This window comes from Clostridioides sp. ES-S-0006-03 (genome assembly GCF_020662275.1).
In the GTDB taxonomy this organism is placed as follows: Bacteria; Bacillota; Clostridia; order Peptostreptococcales; family Peptostreptococcaceae; genus Clostridioides.
In genome coordinates this window covers 87,362-111,206 of the sequence record NZ_JADGMM010000001.1, presented here as the reverse complement: position 1 = coordinate 111,206, position 23,845 = coordinate 87,362, and the positions used below count along the sequence as shown (strand labels likewise).

The window sequence follows — 23,845 nt, the reverse complement described above, 5'->3', positions numbered from 1 at the left end:
CTAAAATAATTATATTTTTATTTATAGGAATCTCCAGAATTATTAGATACCTTCTTTTCATAGTTCTTCCATATCATTAAACCTGTTATTATAACAAAAAGACCTCCACCTATCATTTCAATCTCATAGACTATATTATCCTTTAAAGTCTCCATAACTGGTGCTGTTGAGAAAAGTATCCCTACTACAGTCACTACAAGTACCATTCTGGCTATATTGATACAAACTGAATCACTTTTTGCAATTGAGTATGGTCTTTCTTCGTTTGGTCTTGTCTTTCTAAGTCTTATATATGACGTAAAAAGTAATACATATGGAAACAAGGCTGTTAATGCTGTCATAGTTACAAGGACATTATATATATTATCTACTGACGGCAGTAAATTTGTTCCTATAAGAAGTAGACTCACTATTATAGCTTGAATTACTACAGCATTTGATGGTATATTGTGTTTATTTGTAACAGTTAATTGCTTAGGAAATACACCTTCTTTTACATTTCCAAAAAGCATCTTTACTGGACCTGCTATATAAAGTATTAGTGCTCCAAGTACTGATAAAGTTATCCCAAATGCTACTACTCTTATAAACCAGCTTCCTATTCCTAAATCTTGTGCAACTTTAGCTAGCGCATCTAGTATTCCTGTCGATGCTGCAATTTCATCTGGAGGAAGTATCATTGTTATTGCTACTGAACCTAGGATATAGATTCCTCCTATTAAAACAGCTACTGTCAATATAGCTTTAGGGAAGTTTTTCTTAGCATTATCCATTTCGGTTATGAAATTAGCAGTTGTTTCAGCTCCTGATAGTGCAAATATTATAGCAGATATAGAAACTAGTGAATTAGCATCTATCTTTGGTATTATATTTTGGATTGTATATACAGATGCTGATGGAGCTTTTTTGAGAATAACTACAGACATAAATGCCATCACTATAAGTAATATAGCAGGAATTGTAGAACCTAATGCTCCTGTATTTGTAAAGAATTTTCCAAATGCCATTCCACGAGTACTTACTAAGGATAACATCCAGAATATTATGAGTGAAAGCACTAAAATAAACATCTTATTGTTTGATAGAGCTGGATTTCCAAGCATATAAGCAATATTTATAGCTAAGAATGTCAAGAATGAGGAATACCAAAATATCTTTGATGTCCAATTTAACCATGACACCATAAATCCCCACTTCTCTCCATAAGCCTGTTTAACCCATTCTCCAAGTCCACCATCTTTTGGATATGTTGCAGCCAACTCTGCACATATAAGTGATGCTGGAACAAAGAATATAAAAGCAAACAATAACCAAACTGGTATCGAACCAAGACCCAACCCAAAACTAGAGGCAGTAGATTTAGCTATCCATCTAATCCCAAATAATGCTGATATATTCATAAATACTAAATCCCAAAATCCAATCTTCTTTTTCACTGTAATTCCTCCAATTTCAAATTTACTTAAATTCATACATATGTACTAATTTAAATATCAAGTATAAGCTCTTCAACACTTCTTGGATAATTAGTTATAATTGTAGCACTATTTTTACCTACTATTGCTGTATCTGAATGTCTAAATCCTCCAATTCCAGGTATATATATTCCTGGTTCCATAGAAAATACCATTCCTTCTTCTAATATTAATTCATTGTCAAATCTTAAATATGGTTCCTCATGTTCTGATAAACCTAAACCATGACCAATTCTGTGATTTGAATATAACTCTAGACCATGCTTTGCAACAACAGCTCTTGCTGCTTCATCCACCATTCTTGCTGGTATACCAGCTTTTATTGTATCTAATCCAGCTTGTTGAGCTTCTACTGCAATTTTAAATACTTCCTTTTGTCTTTCTGTTGGCTTACCTATAATAAAAGTTCTTTCATTTTCTGCTCTATAGTTTTCATACCAAACCTGTCTACTATGTATTACTATATCTCCTCTTTGAAGTATCCTAGTATTGGAGTCTAAATGTGGTTGTGCTGTTCTATCGATGCCTGAACAAGTCCAGTTTGCAAATCCGATATATGTATCAGGATAATTTTCAGATACATATTTTAGTAAAGCATTATCCCCTGCAACGTCAAATTCCAATTCACTCATCCCAACTCTAACATTTTCCAAAGAACCTTTTATTCCTATATCAGATAAGTAACCAGCTATCTTTAAAAATTCTATCTCTCTTGCATCTTTTACATATCTCATTTCAAATATTTTACTTCCAACATCTTTAATAGCAAATGATTTCTCAGTTATATATTCTGAAAAGCTTGCAGATACTATATCTTTTTCTATCCCAACAGTTATTCCTTTAGGATATCTATTTAAAATTATATCTAAGTAATGTTTATGTGATATTCCATGTTCTTTCATCTCTGGTATTTCATAATATACATATACATTATCAACTTTTGCAACTTCTTTAGCATGTAGCTCCTCTAATCCAGGTACTATTAATTCTATTTTATCTTGAGTTACTACTGTTACAATTGGTCTAGAGTAAGTTATTGCTTTAAATCCACTAATATAAAATTGGTTGTCTGGTTCAAATATTAGGGCAATTTCGATGTTTTTTTCATTCATATACTTTCTTAATCTTTCTAGTCTCATATTATTTGACATAGGGCACCTCTTTCTCAATATTTAGATAATTTATTCAACACAACAAAGATAAACATATTATTTTAAAATTATTAACATTTTTATTAATTGTTGTATTCGTATGTAAATTAAATTTATTTGTGATTATTTTATCATAATCATGATTATTTTGTCAATCATGATTTAATTTTAAAATATTTTTTATATTATTATGATTTTAAATTATCTAAAATATAACAAGTATACATTATATTTTGGGATATTATTCTTGATTTATGGTAAATTTAATGATAAAATCACGATTATATAAACTATATTGATTATTTGTAGGTGAATAAAATGACAAATAAAGAGTTACAAAAGAAAAGGATATTGATGTATTTCATAGAAGCTGCTCAAAACATTATGGAAAATGAAGGAATAGAAAATATTACACTTCGTAAGGTTGCAGATATGGCTGGCTATAACAGTTCAACACTATACAACTACTTTAAAAATTTAGACCATCTAATATCATTTGCATCTATAAAATATTTTAAAGATTATAACTTGAATATTTCGAGGTGTATAGAGAATGTAAATGATGAATATAAGAAATATATAATTATGTGGAAATTATTTTGTAAACATTCTTTTGAAAATGCCCAAGCTTTTTATCAGGTATTTTTTAACTTGTCCAGTGATGAGCTTAGTTATATAACAAAACAATATTATGATATGTTTCCAGAAGATTTAGGTATTCATGACAGTGATATATCTTTAATGATTACAGGAAAAAGTATAAAAGAAAGAAATAAAATACTGTTGAACAATCTTGTAGATACTGGATATATACCAGCTAAAGATTTAGGCATAATCAATGATATAATTATTTCTTTTTATCAAAATCTATTATTCTTAAAAAAGAACACAGGAAAAAATTCTAATGATGATGAATTAACTATGAAAATGATTTCTTCTATTGAATACATAATAAAACATGCTAAGTAATATTAAAATAGCCCTCTTTATATAAAGAGGGCTAAAACACGTCTATTATTTTTTTATTTTATTATGCAATAAATTTATATATCATCACCTAAAACTACTTCTTCCATTTCGTGCTTTTTGCTTCTCATCATTAGCTCTATTCCAACTTCTTTAGGATTTGCACCTTTAGTTATCACAGAATATATAGCATTAGTTATTGGCATATCTATATTCAGCTTTTCAGCAACATCATGTGCTACTTCAGTAGCCGTTATTCCTTCTACAACCATCTTTACTTCTTTTAATGTATCTTCTAAGCTCATACCTTGTCCTATAAGTATACCCGCTCTTCTATTTCTACTATGCATGCTTGTACAAGTAACTATTAAATCTCCAATGCCTGAAAGGCCTGCAAATGTAGACATGTTAGCTCCCATAGCAGTACCAAGTCTACTCATTTCACTAATTCCTCTTGTCATAAGAGCTGCTTTTGCATTGTCACCATACCCTAAACCATCACATATACCAGCACCGAAAGCTATAATATTTTTTAATGCTCCTCCAAGTTCAACTCCAACTATATCTGGATTTGTATAAACTCTAAGTTTAGGGCTCATAAATAAATCCTGTATACTCTGTGCTATTTTTAATTCTTTAGAGGCTACTACTACTGTAGTAGGTATATTTCTTGCTACTTCTTCAGCATGAGATGGACCAGATAGTATTACATATGGATTTTGTGGCAATTCTTCTTCACATACCTGAGACAATCTAAGTCCAGTGCCTTTTTCAAGACCTTTTGCTACATTAACGATAATCTGTCCAGCTTTTACAAAGGGTTTTATTTTTTCACAAGTACTTCTTACTGCTTGAGATGGAACTGCTAAAACTATTACTTTGCAATTTTCTATAGTTTTTTCTATATCAGTACTTATAGTTATATTATGTGGAAATAATACTCCTGGTAAATAGTCTGTATTTTCTTTAGTCCTGTTTATTTTTTTAGCTTGTTCTTCTTTTCGAGTCCACATGCTAACATCATTACCTTTATTTGCAAGGCCTAAAGCTAATGCACTTCCCCAACTTCCAGTACCTAATACACATACTTTCTCCATGTTTAACACCACCTGAGTATAATATATTTACTATTCTTTCTTTTGACCAATTTTTCTTTCTGTCCCATTTAATAATCGCTTTATATTTGCTCTGTGATTATATATTACTGATATGGTTAAAAACAAAGCTACAACTAACCCTGCTTTATTTTTTGCTATAATCATAAATATTGGTGAACAACCTATACCAACAACAGAACCTAATGAGACATATTTTGTTATAATTACCACCAATATAAACACTGCCAAACACATTAATGTTATTGCTGGATTTACAGCAAGCATTGCACCTAGTGAAGTTGCAACACCTTTACCCCCTCTAAATCCTAAAACTGCTGGCCAATTATGACCTGCTACAACACATATAACTGCTAGATATCCAGCTAAAAGAGTATCTATACCAACCAACTTTGCTGCAATTTCCGATATCAAAACAGCAATTACACCTTTAAAAACATCACCTAAAAAAGTCATTGCTCCTGCTCTTTTCCCAAGTGTTCTAAGTACATTTGTCGAGCCTGCATTACCCGAACCTTGAGTCCTTATATCAACCCCAGCAATTCGCTTTGCAACTATATACGAAGTTGATATATTGCCTAATAAGTATGCAATTACAGCAATAATTATATAACTAAATATTTCCACTGAACTTACCCCCTTTAGTTATATTTTAGATATTTACTTTTTATTTTTTTGTCTATACTCAAACTTTATAGAAGTTCCTTCAAATCCAAAGTTTTCTCTTATCTTATTTTCAAGGTATCTTTGATATGAGAAGTGAGTTAAGTTCTTGTCATTTATAAATAAAGTAATTTTAGGAGGTCTAATGTCTGTTTGAGTTCCATAGTAAATTTTTAATCTTCTACCTTTATCAGATGGTGGCTGATTTAACATTACAGCTTCTCCAATTACTTCATTTAATGCTGAAGTTGATATTCTCTTAGAATGCTCATTTGATACATATTCAACTGTGTCTAATATTTTATTCATTCTTTGATTAGTCTTTGCAGAAACAAATACTATTGGAGCATACATCATAAATGGGAATTTTTCTTTTATATCTTTTGTGTAATTACTCATTGTCTTATTATCTTTTTCTATTAAGTCCCATTTATTGACTACAAATATACATCCCTTGCCTTCATCATGTGCTATACCTGCAACTTTTGTATCCTGTTCTGTAACGCCTTCCAAAGCGTCTATAACTATTAACACAACATCTGCTCTATCTACAGCACTCATAGCTCTTATTACGCTGTATTTTTCTATCGTCTCATATATTTTGCTCTTTCTTCTAAGCCCTGCTGTATCTATAAGAAGAAACTTCTGTCCATTTTTTTCAAAATAAGTATCTATTGCATCCCTAGTAGTTCCTGCAATTGGACTTACAATTACTCTTTCTTCTCCTAATATCTTATTAAGTATAGAACTCTTTCCTGCATTTGGCTTACCTGTTATAGCTACTCTTATTATATCTTCTTCATACTCTGTATCTAATCCTGCTGGAAAATTTTGAACTATCTCATCTAATAAGTCTCCAAATCCCATACTATTGGCTCCTGACACTCCAAAAGGAGTTCCAAAACCTAATTCATAAAAATCGTATATATTGTCAAACTGACTTTGACTATCAATTTTATTAACCACTAAAATTACTGGTTTTTTTGTTTTTCTAAGTATCTGAGCAATTTCTTTATCAGCAGCTGTTATTCCAGCCTTGCCATCAACTATAAAAAGTATTACATGTGACATATCCATTGCAAGCATAGCTTGATTTCTCATTTGAGATAATATTATATCTTCGCTATCAGGCTCAATACCTCCTGTATCTACTAATGTAAAATATTTATCTAACCATTCTACTTCTGCAAATATTCTATCTCTTGTAACTCCTGGTGTATCTTCAACTATTGATATCCTTTTTCCTGCAAATTTATTAAATATTGTAGACTTACCAACATTTGGTCTCCCAACTACAGCTACAACTGGCCTACTTATACTCATGTTGTTTCTCCTTCCATCTTTTGTTTTCTATTTTAAAATTTTATCCACAAAATCTTTTCCTTCATTTAAACATGGGATAATTTTTATTTTCATAAGTTCTTCTAACTGATTTAGTTCAATATTATCTAAGAAAATTTCTTCATCTGCTTTTAACATACTTCTTGTTATATAAAGAGCTTCTCCCAATTCCTTATGCTCAAGTTGCTCTTTTAAATCTTTAGCTGTTAAAAGGCCTGATACTGTTATTGTTTCTCCAAAAAACTTGTTTTTTATTTCATAAACATCTATTTGAAGATTTTTAAACTTGTCCATCATAGCATCTGCCATACTTTGTATAAATTCATATGCAGAATGTCCAGTAGCTATTGATACCTTTTTATCTTTTTTGAGAATATTCTCAGACAATGTGTTTAGATACTCTTCAATATCTGTTTTTAACTTACGTATCATACCTACACCATCTTCAAACTGTAAAAATCCTTCATACTCTTCATATCCAGGCAATTCTCTACTAGATAATATATAAAATTCATCTGATAAAAATGCAAATCGAGTTCCTATTTTCTCAAGATATATCTGTTGTATTTCATGTATTTGCTCTATAGTTTTACTTGCACCCTTATTATCAAATATATTTAATTCTACTAAATTTTCTCTATGCTTTGTAATTCCAACTGGAACTATAGCAACACTATTTACATATGGATAAAGTTGAGCTAATTCTTTTATTGTTCTATCCAATTCCTTTCCATCATTTATACCTGGACATAAAACAATTTGACAGTTCATCTCTATATGAGCATCTGCCAATCTCTTCATTATACCATATAATTTTCCTGCAAATTTATTACTTATCATTTTTTGTCTTAATTCTGGATTAGTTGTGTGCACAGATATATTTATAGGACTTATTCTGTATTTAATTATATTATTTATATCTTCTTCGCTCATATTTGTAAGTGTAACAAAATTTCCTTGTAAAAAAGACAATCTTGAGTCATCATCTTTAAAATAAAGTGTTTCTCTCATTCCTTCTGGCAATTGGTCTATAAAACAAAACATACATTTATTTCTACAACTTTTAGCTTGGTCAATTATTGGATTTGTAAATTCAACACCCAAATCTTCATCATAGTCTTTTTCTATCTCATATATGTAGACTTCGCCATCTTTTTTTTGTATCTCTACCTCTAAATACTCATCACTTAGTAAGAATCTATACTCTATTATATCATGTATTGGCTGTTCATTTACAGATATAAGTAAATCTCCTACTTCTATACCTATTTCTTCTGCAATACTATCTTTGTAAACTTTACTTATAATATTATTTATTTTTTTTACATTTACTTCCATTTTTTTCACCACTCTTTTATATTCATCAATATTTATTATAATATATTTTCATATACAGTTTATTACTTTATTATATTTTACAATAGCATTTTTAAACATTTCATGTCATAATAACACATTTTAATTCTAATAGTCAATATAAGTAAATAGCTATAAAAAGATTAAAACAAATAATATTCAAATTTAAATATTTTATAAATTTGAACATTATTTGCTCTTAAAAGTATCTTATCGTTTTAATGCTTTACTATTATTAATGTTCCATTAGTCATATCGTGAACCATTCCACCTACACACTTTGACATGAGCATCGCCTTATTTTGCAAGTCTTTTTCATCATTTGCATAAAATATTGGACAACCTCCACCATTTCTCATATTTTTATCTAGTGTAACTATTGCTAGGGTATATTCATTTAGACCTATATCCATTCCCATTTTATGCACTTCCTTTCTTTCCTATTTTATAGTTTTTCAGTGATAAGTTTTTACCTTTAGAACTTGAAAGTATTGGACATGATTTTACAGCTTCCATTACCTTTTCAACATTCCTATCTATTGGTAAATAAGCAATCATTATACTTTCATCATCTTTATTTCGTCTAGGTAATGGTACAAATGCAGGTTCTTCATAATCTCCATATAAACCTAATCTTGAATATATATTGTACACTATAGCTTGTCTTTGACCCGAATCAAATAATATTCCTGCATTAGCATAATCTCTATTTTTAGGAATTATTTGTATTCCTACACCTCTATTAATATATACTTCTCTATCACTTTTTAGACCTATATTTGTTATTCCTTTTAAATCTCCCACCTTCAATATAGATTCATTTACGAAGCTAATATCAGCAGGCATTACATCAGCTATATCTCCAATACTTTTTCTAGTAAGAAGTTTTTTAAGTATGAAAGCTAATAATAAACCACAAATTGAACTTATTATCAAACTCATACCTTCACTTATTTTAGTTTCTTCAATAATTACATAATATAATCCTATTGTTAAAAAAGATGTAACTATGCACATATAATTTCTTACTTCATAAGTTCTAGCTATCTCTTCTATAAATGCAGCTCCTCTTTTTACAAGTTGAACTTCTTCTAAGTTTTGTAATGTATTCCTTCTATTTGCTCTTACTTGTCTAAACTGTTCTGCTGCCAAAGATAAAAATGTTATCGATGTATAAGAACGATTTATAAGAGCTGGAACTAGTAATGCTCCTAATGCCGAAGCAACAAAGGCTAATATGAGCTGAGATAGTAAAACATTTGGTTGTGTAGGGTACTGTTTTTGGTCTAAATTCAACATTATAACTCTTGATGTTATACCAATAATAACTGCAACAAAAAATACTCTATCCATTAAATCACTCCTAAAATATCTAATATAAAATGTTCACTTATAAATCTACAAAGTCTTTCTAGAAAAATCACTCTGTTTTCCTTTTGATGTCTCTATGATAGGAGTACTTTTTACTACATCTATCATTACATCTATATCCTTGATTATTGGTATATATGGTATAACCACAGTGCTTTTTTCTAAGTTAGTTTTAGATATAGCTACAATATCAACCTCATCTACATCTTTATCTATACCCATATGAATAAATAGATTATGTATTATAGCTTGTCTTTGTCCTATATCATTTACTATCCCAAATGCACCCAAATCTCTTGGTATAATTTCTATAGCTAAACATTCATTTTTATATTTTTCTCTTGTATTCTCTAAACCTATATTGGTTATTATTACACCATTTACTTTTAAAATAGGCCCTTCAAAACTTACTTCAGCAGGAACTATATCTGCTATATCTGCTATACTATTTCGTCTTAGAAACCTTCTAAAAATTAAACCAACCAAAGCTCCTGCTATAACAGCTAGTATTGTACAATAAATAAAGCTAAGGTCATATCGTTTTGAAACAGTAATATAAACTATAGAAGATACTAATGCAGAAAAAAGACTGATATAACTTCTAGATTCATACGTAGATGCTATTTCTTCTACATAAGCATCTCCCTTTGGTACTAATTCTTCATTGTCTATATTTTTTAATGTTATTCTTTCCTGCTCTGCAAGACCTTGAAATTGTTGTATCGCTACTGCAAAAAATGTTAATGCTGCAAACTCCTTATCTATAAGTGCAGGTAATGCTATTGCACCCAATGAAGCTGAAAGCCCTGATATTATTATTTGCTCTAAATAATCTTGTGGTCTCGATGGGTATTGCTTGTCTGTAACTCTTAAAACTAATCCTCTACATAATATTCCTATAATTACTGCTACTATAAAAGAGTGTCTAAATAAATTGGCACCTAATAAGCTTTCTTCCATTTTCTCAGCTCCTTCTCTTATATAGTTTGTGCAAAAAACAAAAAAAATTTCCTTCTATTTAAGGAAATTTTTTTGTAGGATTGTAACAATAAATTCGCTACCAATACCAAGTTCACTTTTTACTTTTATACATCCATTTAATGATTTGACTATATGCTTCGTTATAGCCAATCCTAAACCCGTTCCTCCTACATCTCTACTTCTTGCTTTATCTACTCTATAGAAGCGTTCAAAGATACGTTCTACATCTTCTTTTGGTATTCCAACACCATTATCTATAACTTTGATTATTATTTTTTCTTCATCTTTTAAAACTACCACTTGTACAATACCATTATCTTGAGTATATTTTATAGCATTATCAACTAAATTTAAAAATACTTGTTTGATATAATCTCTATTAGAAAGTATGTTTATTGATTTATCATCACATTTATATAAAACTTCTATGTTTTTTTCACTAGCTGAACGTTGAGTTATTTCATATACTTCTCTAAATACATCGTATATTACAACATCTTCCATTAGAAGAGTGTCTTTATTTTCTACAAATGATAATAATAATATGTCGTCAATCAATCTTTTTAATCTGTCTGATTCACTTTCTATTATTTCCAAAAACCTATTTCTAGTGTTTGCATCTATATTTTCATTGGATTTTAACGTTTCAACAAATCCACTTATAGATGTAAGTGGTGTTTTAAGTTCATGACTTACATTAGCAACAAAATCACTTCTCATATTTTCAAGCTTCACTTTTTTAGTAATATCTTCTATGTTTACTATTGAGCCAATTATTACATTATTGGTATTTTGAAGATAAACTGGATCCACTTTTATTTTGTATACTATATCATCTTTAGTAGTAATCTTTGCAGTTTCATTTTCTTTAGAACCTATAAATTGAAGTATCTGCTTTAATATTTCTTCTTCTTTTATTACAGCATTGATATTATGTCCTTCAACTAGTTTGTTTGGTTCACTCTTTATCATTTCTTTAGCTTCATCATTTATCAATAATATGTTTCCATTTACATCTATAGCTAAAATTCCATGAGATATACTCTTTAATATAGACCTTAATTGTAAATGTTTATATTGTACTTCTTCCAATGTATCATCCATATTTTTTATCATATGATTAAAATTTCTGGCTAATTCGCCTAATTCGCCTTTAGCTGATATATTCAACCTAGCATGAAATTCCTTGTTACTTACTTTTTTTGAAACGTATATAAACTCTTTTAAATATTTTCTCAGTGTTACTGTATATCTTACAGACAATATTACAATGGCTATAGACAACATAACAATAAAAAAATATATGCTATTTAATTCTTCCACAAGATAACACTCCTAAAATATAACTTTTTCTAATCTATTTTGTATCCTACACCTCTTATAGTTTCTATATATTTTTCTGATTTATCTTCATCTTCTATTTTTTTTCTTAAATATCTTATATGGACATCTACTGTTCTAGTTTCTCCATAGTATTCATAGCCCCATATTTTATCTAAAAGATAGTTTCTTGAAAGTACTTTACCTTTATTCTGAATTAATAATTTTAACAGTTCAAACTCTTTAAGTGTTAACTCTATCTTTTCAGAACCTTTAGTAACTTCATGTTTTGATAAATCTAGTTTTAAATTACCTGTGGTAAGTATATTATTTTCTTCGCCTGTACTAGTTAAGTTATATCTTCTTAAAACAGAGCTAACCCTAGCTAACAATTCTTTTATACTAAATGGCTTGGTTATATAATCATCAGCACCTACTTCAAGCCCTTCAACCTTGTCATTTTCCATATTTTTAGCAGTAAGCATTATAACAGGAATATTTTTCAAGTCTTTATCACTTCTTATTTTTCTCAATACTTCTATTCCACTTATATTTGGTAGCATCCAATCTAAAAGTATTAAATCTGGTTTAACTTCCTTAGCTTTTATAAATCCATCAAATCCATCATATGAATAACTAACTTCGTAGTTTGACACCTCCAAATTGAATTTTAATAGCTCAACTATATGCATTTCATCGTCTATAACAAGCACTTTAGTATTCATTAAAAAGCTCCTCTCTATTTTATCTGTAGTACCGTTCCTATTCGCTCTGATGCCTTATTATGTTTTCTATAAGAGTGGAATTCATCTGCTCTACAACTAGTGCATAGATTTAAATTTATTATATTTTCTTTTTTGACTCCACTACATCTCAGCATATACTCATTAATTTTCCATAAATCTAAATAGTAACTTCCCTCTTTTATTATATAGAACTTTTCATCATTATTTGTAAGAATTGTGTTAAATTTTTCTACTAACTCCTCAGAAACTTCATAACAACAAGGTCCAATTGATGGTCCAATTATACATATCAAATCTTCAGGAGCTGTTTTATAAGTCTCAGACATCAATTTTATTGTTTTGTGACCTATATTACTAAAAGTACCTTTCCAGCCAGCATGTGCCAGTCCTATGGCTTTATTTTTAGCATCTATAATTGATATAGGTACGCAATCTGCTGTAAACAATAAAAGTGGTACTTTCTCTAAGTTTGTTATAAGTGCATCTCCTTCTATTTTTTGTCCTATATTCTCTCTACTAACTATGTTAACTATGTCTGAATGTATTTGAGAATTACTAGTTAAATTTTCAAACATTAAATCGCATTCCTTGCAAACCCTTAACATGTCTTCTTTACTTTTTGCATCTATATTTTTACAAGTTATAACTAGATTTATAGAATTTAATTTTTCATCAATTTCTTTACAATTGCTACTTAAGTTAACATACTCTTTAATATCTTCTACACTTTTTAGATTTATATAATCTTTCATCATTTGTCTCCTTTTTCTATTAGTATACTTTTAAGTTCATTTACAAAAGTATTTATATCTTTAAATTGTCTATACACAGAAGCAAATCTTACATAGGCAACTTCATCTAAATCTTTCAATTTATCCATTACCATTTCACCAATTCTTTTGGTTTCGATTTCTTCTATAAAGCATTTATTTATTTCATTTTCAATATGTACAACTATATTCTCAATATCTTCAACAGATACAGGTCTTTTTTCACATGCCTTTAATAGTCCATATTTTATTTTTTCTCTATCAAAATACTCTCTACTATTATCTTTTTTAATAACCATTAAAGGAGTAGTTTCTATTTTTTCATAAGTAGTAAATCTCTTTTTACATAATTCACATTCACGTCTTCTTCTAATAGATTTTAAATCTGTATGTCTAGAATCTATTACCTTTGATTCTTTATAATTGCAATAAGGACATTGCATCTGTATTCCTCCTTTGTTTAGCTATATATCAAATTCATCTAAGCTTAATTCTGAACCTATATTTACTATTATTGTATCACAACCTATTTTAAGTATATCATTCCAAAATATAACTTCTTCATCCCCTCCTCTTGAAAAAAAACTTCTACTTCCATCTCCAAAAATGGTAAATGAGACTACTTTTCCCTCATGAATATCCATATCTATGTCGATTATGAAACCCATCCTTTTTCCATTTTTTACATTTATAATTTCTTTTTCCATTATATCAGAAACTCTAATCATATTATACTCACCCTTCCTTTAAAAATAAATATGTATTTGGATAAAAAAAAATGACCTATATAGGTCATTTAAATTTAAAATTATGTTTACATTCCATGGATTACTTATACATACTTTCTCATATTTTTTAAAGCATTTTTTTCAATTCTTGATACTTGTGCTTGAGATATACCGATTTCATCAGCAACTTCTATCTGAGTTCTTCCTTTGTAAAATCTTAAATCTAATACCAACTTTTCTCTACTATTTAATTTTTTAATAGCTTCCTTAAGTGATATTTCTTGCAACCAGTTTTCATCAGTATCTTTTTTGTCTTGAACCTGATCCATTACAAATATGGCATCTCCATTATCTTGATATACTGGGTCAAATAAAGATATTGGATCTTGTATAGCATCAAGTGCCATTACAACTGACTCTACTTCTAATTCTAATTCCTTTGCTATTTCTGATACTGTTGGTTCTTTTGAATTTGTTCTAATTAATCTTTCTCTAACTTGTAGTGCCTTATATGCTATATCTTTTAATGATCTACTAACTCTGATTGGATTATTGTCTCTTAAGTATCTTCTAATTTCTCCTATAATCATAGGAACAGCATAAGTTGAAAATCTGACATTTTGACTTAAATCAAAATTATCTATAGCTTTTATAAGACCAATACAACCTATTTGAAATAAATCGTCTATATTTTCTCCTCTGTTGTTAAATTTTTTTATTACACTCAAGACTAACCTTAAATTTCCTCTTACAAATTGTTGTCTGGCTTCTTCATCACCACTTTTTATTTGTAATAAAAGTTCCTTCATTTGCTTATTTTTAAGAACTGGAAGTTCAGATGTATTAACACCACATATTTCAACCTTATTAACTTGCATACATTTCAGTCCTCTCTCAAAAAGTATTCATCTATTGAAATTATTTACATTTCCAATTTTTTTATACTTTTTAAGAAGAATTAATTTAGCATTATACAAATTTTTTCATTTCTTTTTGTAATCTTGAAATTATTTTCTTTTCAAGTCTAGATATGTAGGATTGAGATATTCCAAGCATTCCAGCAACTTCCTTTTGTGTTTTTTCAATACCTTTATCTATAAGTCCAAACCTTAATTCCATAATTTGCTTTTCTCTGTCACTTAATCTGTCAAGTGCCATAACCAATAAATCTCTATCTATTTCTTCTTCGATTATTTTATATATTTCATCATTTTCTGTACCTAAAACATCTGATAATAGAAGTTCATTTCCATCTAAGTCTATATTTAAAGGCTCATCAAATGATACCTCCGTTTTCTTTTTATTATTTTTTCTTAGATACATTAGTATTTCATTTTCTATACATCTCGAAGCATAGGTTGCTAATTTTATATTTTTATTTAATTTAAAAGTATTGACTGCCTTTATCAAACCTATAGTCCCTATAGAAATTAAATCCTCTACATCTATCCCTGTATTTTCAAATTTTCTTGATATGTAGACTACTAATCTCAAATTTCTTTCTATTAAAATTGATTTTACGGTTTCATCAGTTTCTAGCTTTTGCAAAAGTTCCATTTCTTCTGCTGGTTTTAGTGGTGGAGGAAGAATATTGGCTCCACCCATATAGTATATTCCTTTTGGCTTTATTATTTTTAATTTAATACCTAACATCGTAATAAAGCTTATGATTCTTTCTTTTAATCGTAACATCCTTTGTCCCCCTTAAATTTTTAGCTAGAATCCAGGCAATATATTTGGATTCATTATTGCCCCATATTCTCTATCATTAAAATTTGAAATACCAAGTATTATATTTCCTATCTTTTGCTCATCTACCTCTACATAATCAGCTTTTAGACCAATTATTATGCTTGTCTTATTACTTCCAGCATGTTTATAAGGTATTATTCTAACTCTCCCTGAAGTTCTGTCATCTAAACTACATATAATTTCCTGAGCTTTTTTCATATCTATATCTTCATAGTTAATATTTAATAGATTTTCTGGAATCAATCCTTCTAATACACTTGATTTGACTATTATTACATCACTTTGACTTATTGGGTCTTTTAATAAATTTCCACTATCAACTAATGCCTTACAGCAAAAGCTTTTTTCTAATAAGTTTATATTTATGGTCTTCGTAAGCTCTTTGATGTATTTAAGCATCTTCAAGTCTTTGTAAATGTACTTTAATAGTTCACAACTTACATAAGTACATGCAATTAAAAAAGATATTTTTAAATGGCTTATTCCTGTAAAATAAATTACAAAATAAGTACTTCCAGAAATAAAAATATTTACTAAATAAAAAACTAATGCTACATGAGCATAATCTTTTTTGCTCTTAGTCCTAAATGAAATTAAAGTTATAATACTCATGATTATTATTTTAAATGGCACTGTAAATAGTATATCCATTGATGGGTATAAATAAGCAACAGAGTAGGCTCCTCCTAAACTAGCCCCCAGCAACTTATTTTTTCTAGGATTATATTTTTTAGTAAGAATAGAAGTACAACTTATAATAATATAATTTATTACTAGGTTTTCTATAACATAGTACTCAATATACACCATGTATCCCCCCTTAAAACCTTTAAACATATTATAAGATAGTATGTACAAAATTTTATGTCACTTTTGACAGTCGAATCCAAAACAAATTCTATTTAAAAATAACAATGATATATGTCTTATACTTTATGTCGTCAAAAGATATTTTTTTAGCATCAAAGAAATAGACTTTTTTGTAGAATTCAATATATCTAGGTAGAAGTTATTCAACTCTACCTTTGGAATATTTCCATAAAAAAAGACTATGCGACTTAATAATATAGCAAGTAAATCGTTTACTTGTATAAAATTAAATTGCATAGTCTATAAATCAAATATAAAATTAAATTATTGTGCTAACAATTCATTTGCATATTTTGCAGATTCGTTTAGTGCTTGTTCTGGAGTTTTGTCTCCAGCTATCATCATTTGAAGTTGTTTCCATAAGTGTTCATATATTTCTACTCCATGAGGTCCAACTGTTAATGGTCTGTACATATTTTTATCTTTTGTTACCATTTCTTCAAATCTTGGATCTCCTTGATATTTTTCACCTTTAGCAACTGGTGCTCTTGGTATCTCTTTATGGAAAGCTTCCATTGAGTCTTTGCTTAACATATATTCAAGAAGTTTAAATCCAAGTTCTTTGTTTTTACACGCTGACATTAAAGTTAAATCATCTACTGAGGCAAAACTACCAACTGTTTTATCTTCTAATGAAGTTACATATCCCCAGTTTAAGTCTGGGAATGATTTATCAAAAGTACTTGTAGCAGCAGAAGACAGCATTATAGTAAATGCAGCTTTTCCTGGTCCAAATACACTTTCAACCATCTCATTACTGTCTTTTGATAAAGCATTATCTGGTATATATTTTTTCATATCATTTATAAAGTTTGCAGCTTTTAATCCTTCTTTATTGTTAAATTTAACTGATTTTAAATCATCATTATATATATCTCCACCAGCTTGCCATAGATATGGATACCAGTTCCAGTTCAAACTACCAAACACTTTAGAACCCCAACCTTGTGCAAGACCCCATTGGTCTATTTTTCCATCTCCATCAGTATCTTTTGTTGCTTTTTCACATATTCTTTTAAAATCTTCCCACGTTTTAGGAGGTTTTTCTCCCAATTTTTCTAGTATATCTTTATTATAGTATAATACACCTGGATTAGCAGCTTCTATAGGTAAACCGTAAATTCCACCCATCATTTTTGCATTATCTAAGTATAAATAATTATCTGAAGTTCCTGATTTTTCTAAATAAGGAGTTAAATCTTCAACTGCTCCCATTTCTATAAATTGAGGAAACATTTCTGCATACATATACCCTATATCTGGCCCCTCACCTGCACTGATTGCAGTAGCATATTTTTCTGCATAATTATCCCATGGTACTATTTGGAATTCAATTTCACAGTTATTTTCCTTTTCAAATTTCTCAAGTATTGGTTTCCATGCATCTGCATCATGATCTGTTAACGGTGCAGACCATACAACTAATTTTTCTTTGCCATCTTTGCCTTTAGATTCTTCTTTTTTTGTACATCCAGCAAGAAGTGATGTTGACAAAATAGCAACCATGGCTAAAGAAAGAATTTTTTTTAGCTTAATCATACTTAATCCCCTTTCAGACTTTAATTTCTCTTTTTCCTCAAATTTTTACAATTCAATTCAGGTTTAATATTACCAAATAAAAATGTCATTGTCTAATTATAAAAAACTATAACCATTTATATAACTATCATTTTTTTCTATACTCAGTAGAAAAAACTTTAATCTCCTATTTTTTTTGATATTAAAATATGTTAAAAAAAATAGGAGATTAAAGTACAAAAAATAAAAAGAAGTCTATTGACTTCTTTATAAGTTTACATATTATCTTCTTCTTCTTAAAAATGTAGGTATTTCCATGCTCTCATCATCATCTTCTTCTATTATACTTGCCTTTTTAGGAGCTTCTATCTTTTCTTCAACCACAATTTCTTCTTCTTCTATTTCTTTTACAACTTGTTTTACAGTTGTATTCAGAGAAGACCTTATACTTGATTTAGGCTTAGTATCCAAATCTAAAATCCCACCTTGTAAACCTTCAAATCCTGTTGCGATTACTGTAATCATTATTTCATCGCCTAAATCTTCTTTTATAGAAGCACCAAATATAACATTTGCTTCTGGGTCACAAGATTCCATAACTAAAGTAGATGCTTCATTAACTTCAAATAATCCTAAGTTAGGACCACCTGTAACATTAAGAAGTACTCCTTTTGCTCCTTGTATTGATGTTTCTAAAAGTGGTGATTGGATAGCTTGTCTAGCAGCATCTATAGCTCTAGTTTCTCCACTAGCACTACCTATACCCATATGAGCAAGACCTTTATCTTTCATTATAGTAGTAACATCTGCAAAGTCTAAGTTTATTAATCCTTCAACTGCTATAAGGTCAGAAATTGATTGTATACCTTGTTTTAACACATCGTCTGCAACTGCAAAAGCATCCAGCATTGAAGTATTCTTTTGTACTATTTGTAAAAGTCTATCATTTGGTATTGTTATAAGAGTATCTACCTTTGACTTAAGCTCAGCTATTCCACCTTCAGCATTTTTCATTCTTATCTTACCTTCAAATGCAAAAGGTTTTGTAACTACACCTACTGTAAGGATACCCATTTCTTTAGCTAGGCCTGCAACTACTGGGGCAGCTCCTGTACCAGTACCACCACCCATTCCAGCTGTAACAAATACCATATCAGCTCCTTGAAGTAGTTTTACTATTTCATCTTTACTTTCTTCTGCAGCTCTTTTTCCTACTTCTGGATTAGCTCCTGCACCAAGTCCTCTAGTTAATTTTTCTCCTATTTGAACTTTATATTCAGCCTTTGATGTATATAAAGCTTGTTTATCTGTATTTACTGATATAAATTCAACGCCTTTAAGTTGAGCTTCTACCATTCTATTGACAGCATTGTTTCCACCGCCACCTACACCTATTACTTTAATTTGTGCACATTCTTCTAATTCTACGTCAAAGTTTAGCATCATAAACCCCCTTATCTCATGATTCAAAGTTATCGTATGTATTAATTATATCATTTTCTTCTTTTATTTTGTTAACCTTTAAGTAACATATTCCACAAAAACGTAAATTTTCCTTTTTAATTTTCTTACTTATATTGTCAAATATTACTCTTTAAGTATAAAATATTTTATGTATATCTCAAAAGTTCTTTAATTTTTATGTTTTTTATTCATAATATTGGCAATGATATAACGTCTAATTATAGATAAATTATTAAATAGTCTCATCCCAAAAACTAATACTGCCACGTAGTAAAGTGAAATTCCCAACTTTTCTCCTATATAAGTCAATAATATAGCCAAGATAGCATTACCTATGAAACCAGTAACAAAAATTACATTATCATAGTTATCTTCAAAACTGGATTTTATAGCTCCAAATATAGAATCCATTATTGCAAGAATAGCTACTGACATATATATCGAATAATCCATAGAATATGTAAATGGAATGTAGTAACCTACTACCACACCAAATGCCAATCCTCCTAAAATCCATATCATAAATCCTCACCTCTTTATTTTACTTTGAAACACAACTATATTACAATCCTTTTTATTAATTTTTTTTATTTTTTCTTTATTTTTTTGTATTTTTCGTTTTATTTTGCAAATAAATTCACTCTATTTCCATTATTTTCCTCTATTTTTATATTAATCCCATATATATCCTTTAGAGATTTAGCATATGATTCTGGAGAATTTATAGCTGCACTCAATAAATCTATATCTCCTATAGCTTTTATTATAAATGGTTGTCCATATGTAGTATCATTCACTGTAATAGTTGCTCCTGAACATTTTATCTTACTTGTTGACAATACTCTTTCTCCATTTATAGATATTGCTTTTGCACCTGCTTTTTTCAAATCATTTAAAACTCTTAGAATGTCAATATCATGTATAATCAGGTCGTTTGGATTTTGTCCATCTTTTAATTCTCTTTCACTATCCTTCATAGTAATAGTTATTCCTGGACCTGTGACAGCTGAATAACCACTTAACTCTTTAACTTCTTCAAGTTCTTTTTTCATTAATGTTTGAATAGATTCATTTCCATTATTTTCTGCTTGCTTATATTCATCTAAAGTCTTTTTGTTACTTTTAAGAGCTTCTTTTAGATTTTTTATTTCCTTATTTGTATTTTCTATCTCACTTTCAATATTTTTAGTCTGGCTCAATGTTATATACACTTTATTTGGGTTCAGTGATTTTATATAAGTTGATATGAAAATGCCTAATATGAATGCTCCTAATATAATCATTTTCTTTTTCATATTATTATTTCCTCTCTACTTTATCTGTATCACCATGTCCATTTATTTTTACATTATCTTCTTTAATTACTTTTACCTTTGCATTATAATACGTTTCTATTTCCCAGACAATACCATACTTTATATTGAGCGCAGAAGCTAATGTATCAGAATCACCAATTGCCTTTATTGTAATTGGCTCCTTTATAACAGTGTCATTCATATAAAGTTTATCTTCTTTCAAATACATATATGTATTTGAAACTACTCTTTGATTATTTATAGATATGGCACTTGCTTGTGCTGAATTTAATTTATTTATCATTGACAGTAATAAATCATAATTATATAGTATACTGTCATTTTTATCAAAGCTTCCTAAAGTTTTTGTAGAATTTATTTCAACTTCAATACCTTTTCCTTCTACATCTGTATATCCAGCTAAAGTTTCATATTTTTCTATTTCTGATTTAAGTATATCTTGCTCTCCTTTTTCACTTTTACCTCTATATGTCTCTATATCTTTTTTTACACTATTAATTTCTGATTGAAGATTTTCTTTTTCTTTTTTTAGAGATTTAAGTTCTTCTGTAAGTTGCTCGCCTCTCTTAAAAGTCGTCATTCCTCTATTTTCTATATTAATAATTTTTAGTTGTAAACTAACGAGAACTCCCAATACAATACTTCCTATAATTATACTCTTATTTATAAACCTTTTTTTCAAAATATCACTTCCTTACAATTGTCTATCCTTCTGGACTATATACAGCTAGCTTTCCATAATTTAGATTTATAGTCCCACCATTGGTATTTTTATTTTGCAGGTCAATCAAAATTTTATTTACCCTAGATATATTATAATCTAAGTTATCATCATTAGAAAGTAAGATTTTTATATTGCTTCTCGTAAGCATATCTACATTCCCTTCTTTTTTAAAGTTTACATAATTTATTTTTCTATAAATACCTTCTTCTTTTAAATAATTTAAAGTCTTAAATACACTCTCTTTAGTTTTATAATTTTTAAATTTTATTGATTTTGTATCATTAATACTATAATCTACTTCCACTATCAAATCATTTTTACTTTCATTAGTGCCTTTTAATTCCTCTAATAAGTTCCCTTTTTTATCTATATAACAATAGTTATCTTCATCCTTTAATACCGCAAAAATTTCTTTTTCTTTTAAGCTTATAATTATCTTATTTGGAAGTTTCCTTTTTATTTCTACATCTTCTATATACGGATTTTTCATAAGCTTACTTTTCATGTCTTTAAAATTGTATGCAAATATATTTTCATGTGAACTTACATTTAACGATTTCATTATATTTGACTTGGTGACTCTTTTATTTCCAATCACATCTATCCTATTTACATCAAATAAATCACTCCCTACAATAATACATATCCCAAAAGATAGCATAAGTATAAAAACTAAAACTATCATAACATTATTCGTATTTAGCTTCTTTCTCCTCTTCAAATACAATCAACCCCTTTGGTTAATAAATACACCTTTCGAGTTTATATTCCCTACAAAAAAAATATAATATTTAAAGTCAAATTTTCTCATTTTCTTACAAAACAATCTAATAAAACATTAAAAAAGAGGATTAAATTGATATTTCATCAAAATAAATATAAAATACTATATGTATTTTATAACTTAAAACTTATATACACATAAATAAACCCCTAATTTAGAATAATTTAGAAAATCTAATATATTATAAATTAGGGGTAAATATTTATTTATCGTTTCTTTATTCCTATTACTTTAGCCTGACCTTCTATACTTGGAGCTGCTTCTTTCTTTACTTCCTCAATAGCTTTTTCTTTTTTTGGTTTCTTAGCTGTTGATTTTTGTGTTGAGTTATATACCTTTATTATCTCATCATATATAAGGTCTATAGCCTCAGGTCTACCTATAGTTTTACTTGCATTTGCCATATCAACTAGAAGTTCTCTATCTCCTAAAAGTTTAAATACGGCTGTATTCAGGCTTTCTGGAGTTACGTTTTTTTCCAAGATTGCAACCCCTGCCCCTTGCTTCTCTATACTCTTAGCATTGTACTCTTGATGATTTTCAGCAGTATATGCTTTAGGTATTATTATAGAAGGTTTGCCAAGAGCTGTTATTTCAGCTAATGAAATTGCTCCTGCACTACCTATAACTAAATCACTTGCTGCAAGTGCATTTGCCATATCTTCTAAATAAGGTACTACTTTTTGGTATGGTTTAAGATTTATATTACTGATACTTTCCATAAATTCTTCATAATAGCTTTTTCCTGTTGCAAATATAAAAGCTATATCTTCATTTACCATATTTTTAATGACAAGTCTCATTGCATCATTTATTTTTCTTGAACCTCCACTACCACCGTAGCAAAGTACCATTTTTTTCTCTTCACTTATTCCTAAATTTTTTCTTGCGATATTTTTTCTTGATAACAAAATTTCTTTTCTAACTGGATTTCCTGTAAAAACTAATTTTTCTTCTGCTGCCTCAGGGAATCTTTTATGTGAATCTTCAAAACTTGTAAGTACCTTTGTAACTGTTTTAGATAAAATCTTATTAGTTACCCCAGGAAAAGAATTTTGCTCATGTATTATAGCTGGTATTTTTCCCATAGACGCATTAAATAAAACAGGTCCACTGACATATCCACCAGTTCCTATGACTACATCTGGCTTAAATTTTTTAACAATTTTTCTTGATTGTTCCAATCCTTTAAAAAGCTTAAAAACTCTTTTTACATTATCGAAGTCTATTTTTCTCTTAAATCCTTGTACTGTTACAGTTTTCAATTCAAATCCATACTTAGGAACTATTTCTGATTCTATTCCTTTTTCCGTCCCAACAAACATTATCTCGGCGTCTGGATGTTCATCTCTTATTTTGTTAGCAATAGCTATAGCTGGATATACGTGTCCTCCAGTTCCACCGCCTGATAATAAAACTTTCATCAAATCATCA

At 28.9% G+C, this 23,845-nt stretch carries 25 protein-coding genes; 1 reads left to right on the top strand and 24 read right to left on the bottom strand.

The features are described from left to right. Positions 1-17 precede the first annotated feature (17 nt). Both IR151_RS00485 and IR151_RS00480 read right to left on the bottom strand, forming a co-directional pair. Positions 18-1,472 (bottom strand): amino acid permease, encoded by a 1,455-nt coding sequence (locus IR151_RS00485; protein WP_255612845.1) that lies wholly within the window; start codon positions 1,470-1,472, stop codon positions 18-20. Between the two features lie 14 nt (positions 1,473-1,486). Continuing rightward, positions 1,487-2,626: a M24 family metallopeptidase gene (locus IR151_RS00480; RefSeq protein ID WP_227432434.1), complete on the bottom strand. Its 1,140-nt coding sequence runs from the start codon at positions 2,624-2,626 to the stop codon at positions 1,487-1,489. Between the two features lie 318 nt (positions 2,627-2,944). Here IR151_RS00480 and IR151_RS00475 point away from each other — a divergent pair, with 318 nt between their 5' ends. Beyond that, positions 2,945-3,595, top strand: coding sequence for a TetR/AcrR family transcriptional regulator (locus IR151_RS00475; RefSeq protein ID WP_227432433.1), 651 nt, complete (start codon positions 2,945-2,947; stop codon positions 3,593-3,595). A gap of 74 nt (positions 3,596-3,669) precedes the next feature. On the opposite strand, the gene IR151_RS00470 is transcribed toward IR151_RS00475, so the two are convergent. The 22 genes from IR151_RS00470 to murG all read right to left on the bottom strand — a co-directional run bounded on the left by IR151_RS00470 (position 3,670) and on the right by murG (position 23,835). Then, on the bottom strand, positions 3,670-4,689 hold the full coding sequence (locus IR151_RS00470; RefSeq protein WP_227432432.1) for an NAD(P)H-dependent glycerol-3-phosphate dehydrogenase: 1,020 nt from the start codon (positions 4,687-4,689) through the stop codon (positions 3,670-3,672). Between the two features lie 30 nt (positions 4,690-4,719). After that, positions 4,720-5,334: a glycerol-3-phosphate 1-O-acyltransferase PlsY gene (gene plsY, locus IR151_RS00465; protein ID WP_227432431.1), complete on the bottom strand. Its 615-nt coding sequence runs from the start codon at positions 5,332-5,334 to the stop codon at positions 4,720-4,722. 33 nt (positions 5,335-5,367) lie between these two features. Continuing rightward, positions 5,368-6,693 (bottom strand): ribosome biogenesis GTPase Der, encoded by a 1,326-nt coding sequence (gene der, locus IR151_RS00460; protein WP_255612844.1) that lies wholly within the window; start codon positions 6,691-6,693, stop codon positions 5,368-5,370. Positions 6,694-6,720: 27 nt separating this feature from the next. After that, a complete protein-coding gene (locus tag IR151_RS00455; protein ID WP_227432430.1) occupies positions 6,721-8,049 on the bottom strand; it encodes a DUF512 domain-containing protein in 1,329 nt (442 codons plus the stop codon). A gap of 236 nt (positions 8,050-8,285) precedes the next feature. After that, positions 8,286-8,486, bottom strand: coding sequence for a capping complex subunit for YIEGIA (locus IR151_RS00450; RefSeq protein ID WP_227432429.1), 201 nt, complete (start codon positions 8,484-8,486; stop codon positions 8,286-8,288). A 1-nt stretch (position 8,487) separates the two neighbouring features. Beyond that, the gene (locus IR151_RS00445) at positions 8,488-9,420 is read right to left on the bottom strand and encodes a YIEGIA family protein (RefSeq protein WP_227432428.1); all 933 of its coding nucleotides are present in this window, start codon (positions 9,418-9,420) and stop codon (positions 8,488-8,490) included. A 45-nt stretch (positions 9,421-9,465) separates the two neighbouring features. Continuing rightward, a complete protein-coding gene (locus tag IR151_RS00440; protein WP_227432427.1) occupies positions 9,466-10,398 on the bottom strand; it encodes a YIEGIA family protein in 933 nt (310 codons plus the stop codon). Between the two features lie 54 nt (positions 10,399-10,452). After that, entirely contained in the window at positions 10,453-11,742 is a 1,290-nt protein-coding gene (locus tag IR151_RS00435) for a HAMP domain-containing sensor histidine kinase (protein WP_227432426.1), read from the bottom strand. 29 nt (positions 11,743-11,771) lie between these two features. After that, positions 11,772-12,464, bottom strand: coding sequence for a winged helix-turn-helix domain-containing protein (locus IR151_RS00430; RefSeq protein WP_227432425.1), 693 nt, complete (start codon positions 12,462-12,464; stop codon positions 11,772-11,774). 14 nt (positions 12,465-12,478) lie between these two features. Next, a complete protein-coding gene (gene pgeF, locus IR151_RS00425) occupies positions 12,479-13,240 on the bottom strand; it encodes a peptidoglycan editing factor PgeF (protein ID WP_413927340.1) in 762 nt (253 codons plus the stop codon). After that, on the bottom strand, positions 13,237-13,698 hold the full coding sequence (gene nrdR / locus IR151_RS00420) for a transcriptional regulator NrdR (protein WP_227432423.1): 462 nt from the start codon (positions 13,696-13,698) through the stop codon (positions 13,237-13,239). Before nrdR ends, pgeF begins: the two co-directional genes overlap by 4 nt. Before the next feature lie 21 nt (positions 13,699-13,719). Continuing rightward, a complete protein-coding gene (locus IR151_RS00415; RefSeq protein ID WP_227432422.1) occupies positions 13,720-13,983 on the bottom strand; it encodes a YlmC/YmxH family sporulation protein in 264 nt (87 codons plus the stop codon). A 104-nt stretch (positions 13,984-14,087) separates the two neighbouring features. Continuing rightward, positions 14,088-14,861 (bottom strand): RNA polymerase sporulation sigma factor SigG, encoded by a 774-nt coding sequence (gene sigG / locus IR151_RS00410; RefSeq protein ID WP_169468424.1) that lies wholly within the window; start codon positions 14,859-14,861, stop codon positions 14,088-14,090. A 91-nt stretch (positions 14,862-14,952) separates the two neighbouring features. Continuing rightward, a complete protein-coding gene (gene sigE, locus IR151_RS00405; RefSeq protein ID WP_227432421.1) occupies positions 14,953-15,675 on the bottom strand; it encodes an RNA polymerase sporulation sigma factor SigE in 723 nt (240 codons plus the stop codon). 24 nt (positions 15,676-15,699) lie between these two features. Continuing rightward, positions 15,700-16,545: a sigma-E processing peptidase SpoIIGA gene (locus IR151_RS00400; RefSeq protein ID WP_227432420.1), complete on the bottom strand. Its 846-nt coding sequence runs from the start codon at positions 16,543-16,545 to the stop codon at positions 15,700-15,702. A gap of 324 nt (positions 16,546-16,869) precedes the next feature. Further along, positions 16,870-18,144, bottom strand: coding sequence for an ABC transporter substrate-binding protein (locus tag IR151_RS00395; RefSeq protein WP_227432419.1), 1,275 nt, complete (start codon positions 18,142-18,144; stop codon positions 16,870-16,872). Between the two features lie 261 nt (positions 18,145-18,405). Next, on the bottom strand, positions 18,406-19,566 hold the full coding sequence (ftsZ, locus tag IR151_RS00390; RefSeq protein ID WP_227432418.1) for a cell division protein FtsZ: 1,161 nt from the start codon (positions 19,564-19,566) through the stop codon (positions 18,406-18,408). Positions 19,567-19,755: 189 nt separating this feature from the next. Further along, positions 19,756-20,109 (bottom strand): small basic family protein, encoded by a 354-nt coding sequence (locus IR151_RS00385; RefSeq protein ID WP_227432417.1) that lies wholly within the window; start codon positions 20,107-20,109, stop codon positions 19,756-19,758. Between the two features lie 98 nt (positions 20,110-20,207). Then, complete coding sequence (locus tag IR151_RS00380) at positions 20,208-20,882, bottom strand: DUF881 domain-containing protein (RefSeq protein ID WP_227432416.1); 675 nt, start codon at positions 20,880-20,882, stop codon at positions 20,208-20,210. A gap of 4 nt (positions 20,883-20,886) precedes the next feature. Beyond that, positions 20,887-21,585: a DUF881 domain-containing protein gene (locus tag IR151_RS00375; RefSeq protein ID WP_227432415.1), complete on the bottom strand. Its 699-nt coding sequence runs from the start codon at positions 21,583-21,585 to the stop codon at positions 20,887-20,889. Between the two features lie 22 nt (positions 21,586-21,607). Beyond that, complete coding sequence (locus IR151_RS00370; RefSeq protein WP_227432414.1) at positions 21,608-22,348, bottom strand: cell division protein FtsQ/DivIB; 741 nt, start codon at positions 22,346-22,348, stop codon at positions 21,608-21,610. 269 nt (positions 22,349-22,617) lie between these two features. Continuing rightward, on the bottom strand, positions 22,618-23,835 hold the full coding sequence (gene murG / locus IR151_RS00365; RefSeq protein WP_227432413.1) for an undecaprenyldiphospho-muramoylpentapeptide beta-N-acetylglucosaminyltransferase: 1,218 nt from the start codon (positions 23,833-23,835) through the stop codon (positions 22,618-22,620). Positions 23,836-23,845: the final 10 nt, after the last annotated feature.

Excerpts from the sequence above, each read along its gene's own strand:
- IR151_RS00485 (WP_255612845.1), bottom strand. The coding sequence starts at position 1,472 with ATGAATTTAAGTAAATTTGAAATTGGAGGAATTACAGTGAAAAAGAAG.
- IR151_RS00480 (WP_227432434.1), bottom strand. The coding sequence starts at position 2,626 with ATGTCAAATAATATGAGACTAGAAAGATTAAGAAAGTATATGAATGAA.
- IR151_RS00475 (WP_227432433.1), top strand. The coding sequence starts at position 2,945 with ATGACAAATAAAGAGTTACAAAAGAAAAGGATATTGATGTATTTCATA.
- IR151_RS00470 (WP_227432432.1), bottom strand. The coding sequence starts at position 4,689 with ATGGAGAAAGTATGTGTATTAGGTACTGGAAGTTGGGGAAGTGCATTA.
- der (WP_255612844.1), bottom strand. The coding sequence starts at position 6,693 with ATGAGTATAAGTAGGCCAGTTGTAGCTGTAGTTGGGAGACCAAATGTT.
- IR151_RS00455 (WP_227432430.1), bottom strand. The coding sequence starts at position 8,049 with ATGGAAGTAAATGTAAAAAAAATAAATAATATTATAAGTAAAGTTTAC.
- IR151_RS00450 (WP_227432429.1), bottom strand. The coding sequence starts at position 8,486 with ATGGGAATGGATATAGGTCTAAATGAATATACCCTAGCAATAGTTACA.
- IR151_RS00445 (WP_227432428.1), bottom strand. The coding sequence starts at position 9,420 with ATGGATAGAGTATTTTTTGTTGCAGTTATTATTGGTATAACATCAAGA.
- IR151_RS00440 (WP_227432427.1), bottom strand. The coding sequence starts at position 10,398 with ATGGAAGAAAGCTTATTAGGTGCCAATTTATTTAGACACTCTTTTATA.
- IR151_RS00430 (WP_227432425.1), bottom strand. The coding sequence starts at position 12,464 with ATGAATACTAAAGTGCTTGTTATAGACGATGAAATGCATATAGTTGAG.
- pgeF (WP_413927340.1), bottom strand. The coding sequence starts at position 13,240 with ATGATGAAAGATTATATAAATCTAAAAAGTGTAGAAGATATTAAAGAG.
- nrdR (WP_227432423.1), bottom strand. The coding sequence starts at position 13,698 with ATGCAATGTCCTTATTGCAATTATAAAGAATCAAAGGTAATAGATTCT.
- IR151_RS00415 (WP_227432422.1), bottom strand. The coding sequence starts at position 13,983 with ATGATTAGAGTTTCTGATATAATGGAAAAAGAAATTATAAATGTAAAA.
- sigG (WP_169468424.1), bottom strand. The coding sequence starts at position 14,861 with ATGCAAGTTAATAAGGTTGAAATATGTGGTGTTAATACATCTGAACTT.
- sigE (WP_227432421.1), bottom strand. The coding sequence starts at position 15,675 with ATGTTACGATTAAAAGAAAGAATCATAAGCTTTATTACGATGTTAGGT.
- IR151_RS00400 (WP_227432420.1), bottom strand. The coding sequence starts at position 16,545 with ATGGTGTATATTGAGTACTATGTTATAGAAAACCTAGTAATAAATTAT.
- IR151_RS00395 (WP_227432419.1), bottom strand. The coding sequence starts at position 18,144 with ATGATTAAGCTAAAAAAAATTCTTTCTTTAGCCATGGTTGCTATTTTG.
- ftsZ (WP_227432418.1), bottom strand. The coding sequence starts at position 19,566 with ATGCTAAACTTTGACGTAGAATTAGAAGAATGTGCACAAATTAAAGTA.
- IR151_RS00385 (WP_227432417.1), bottom strand. The coding sequence starts at position 20,109 with ATGATATGGATTTTAGGAGGATTGGCATTTGGTGTGGTAGTAGGTTAC.
- IR151_RS00380 (WP_227432416.1), bottom strand. The coding sequence starts at position 20,882 with ATGAAAAAGAAAATGATTATATTAGGAGCATTCATATTAGGCATTTTC.
- murG (WP_227432413.1), bottom strand. The coding sequence starts at position 23,835 with ATGAAAGTTTTATTATCAGGCGGTGGAACTGGAGGACACGTATATCCA.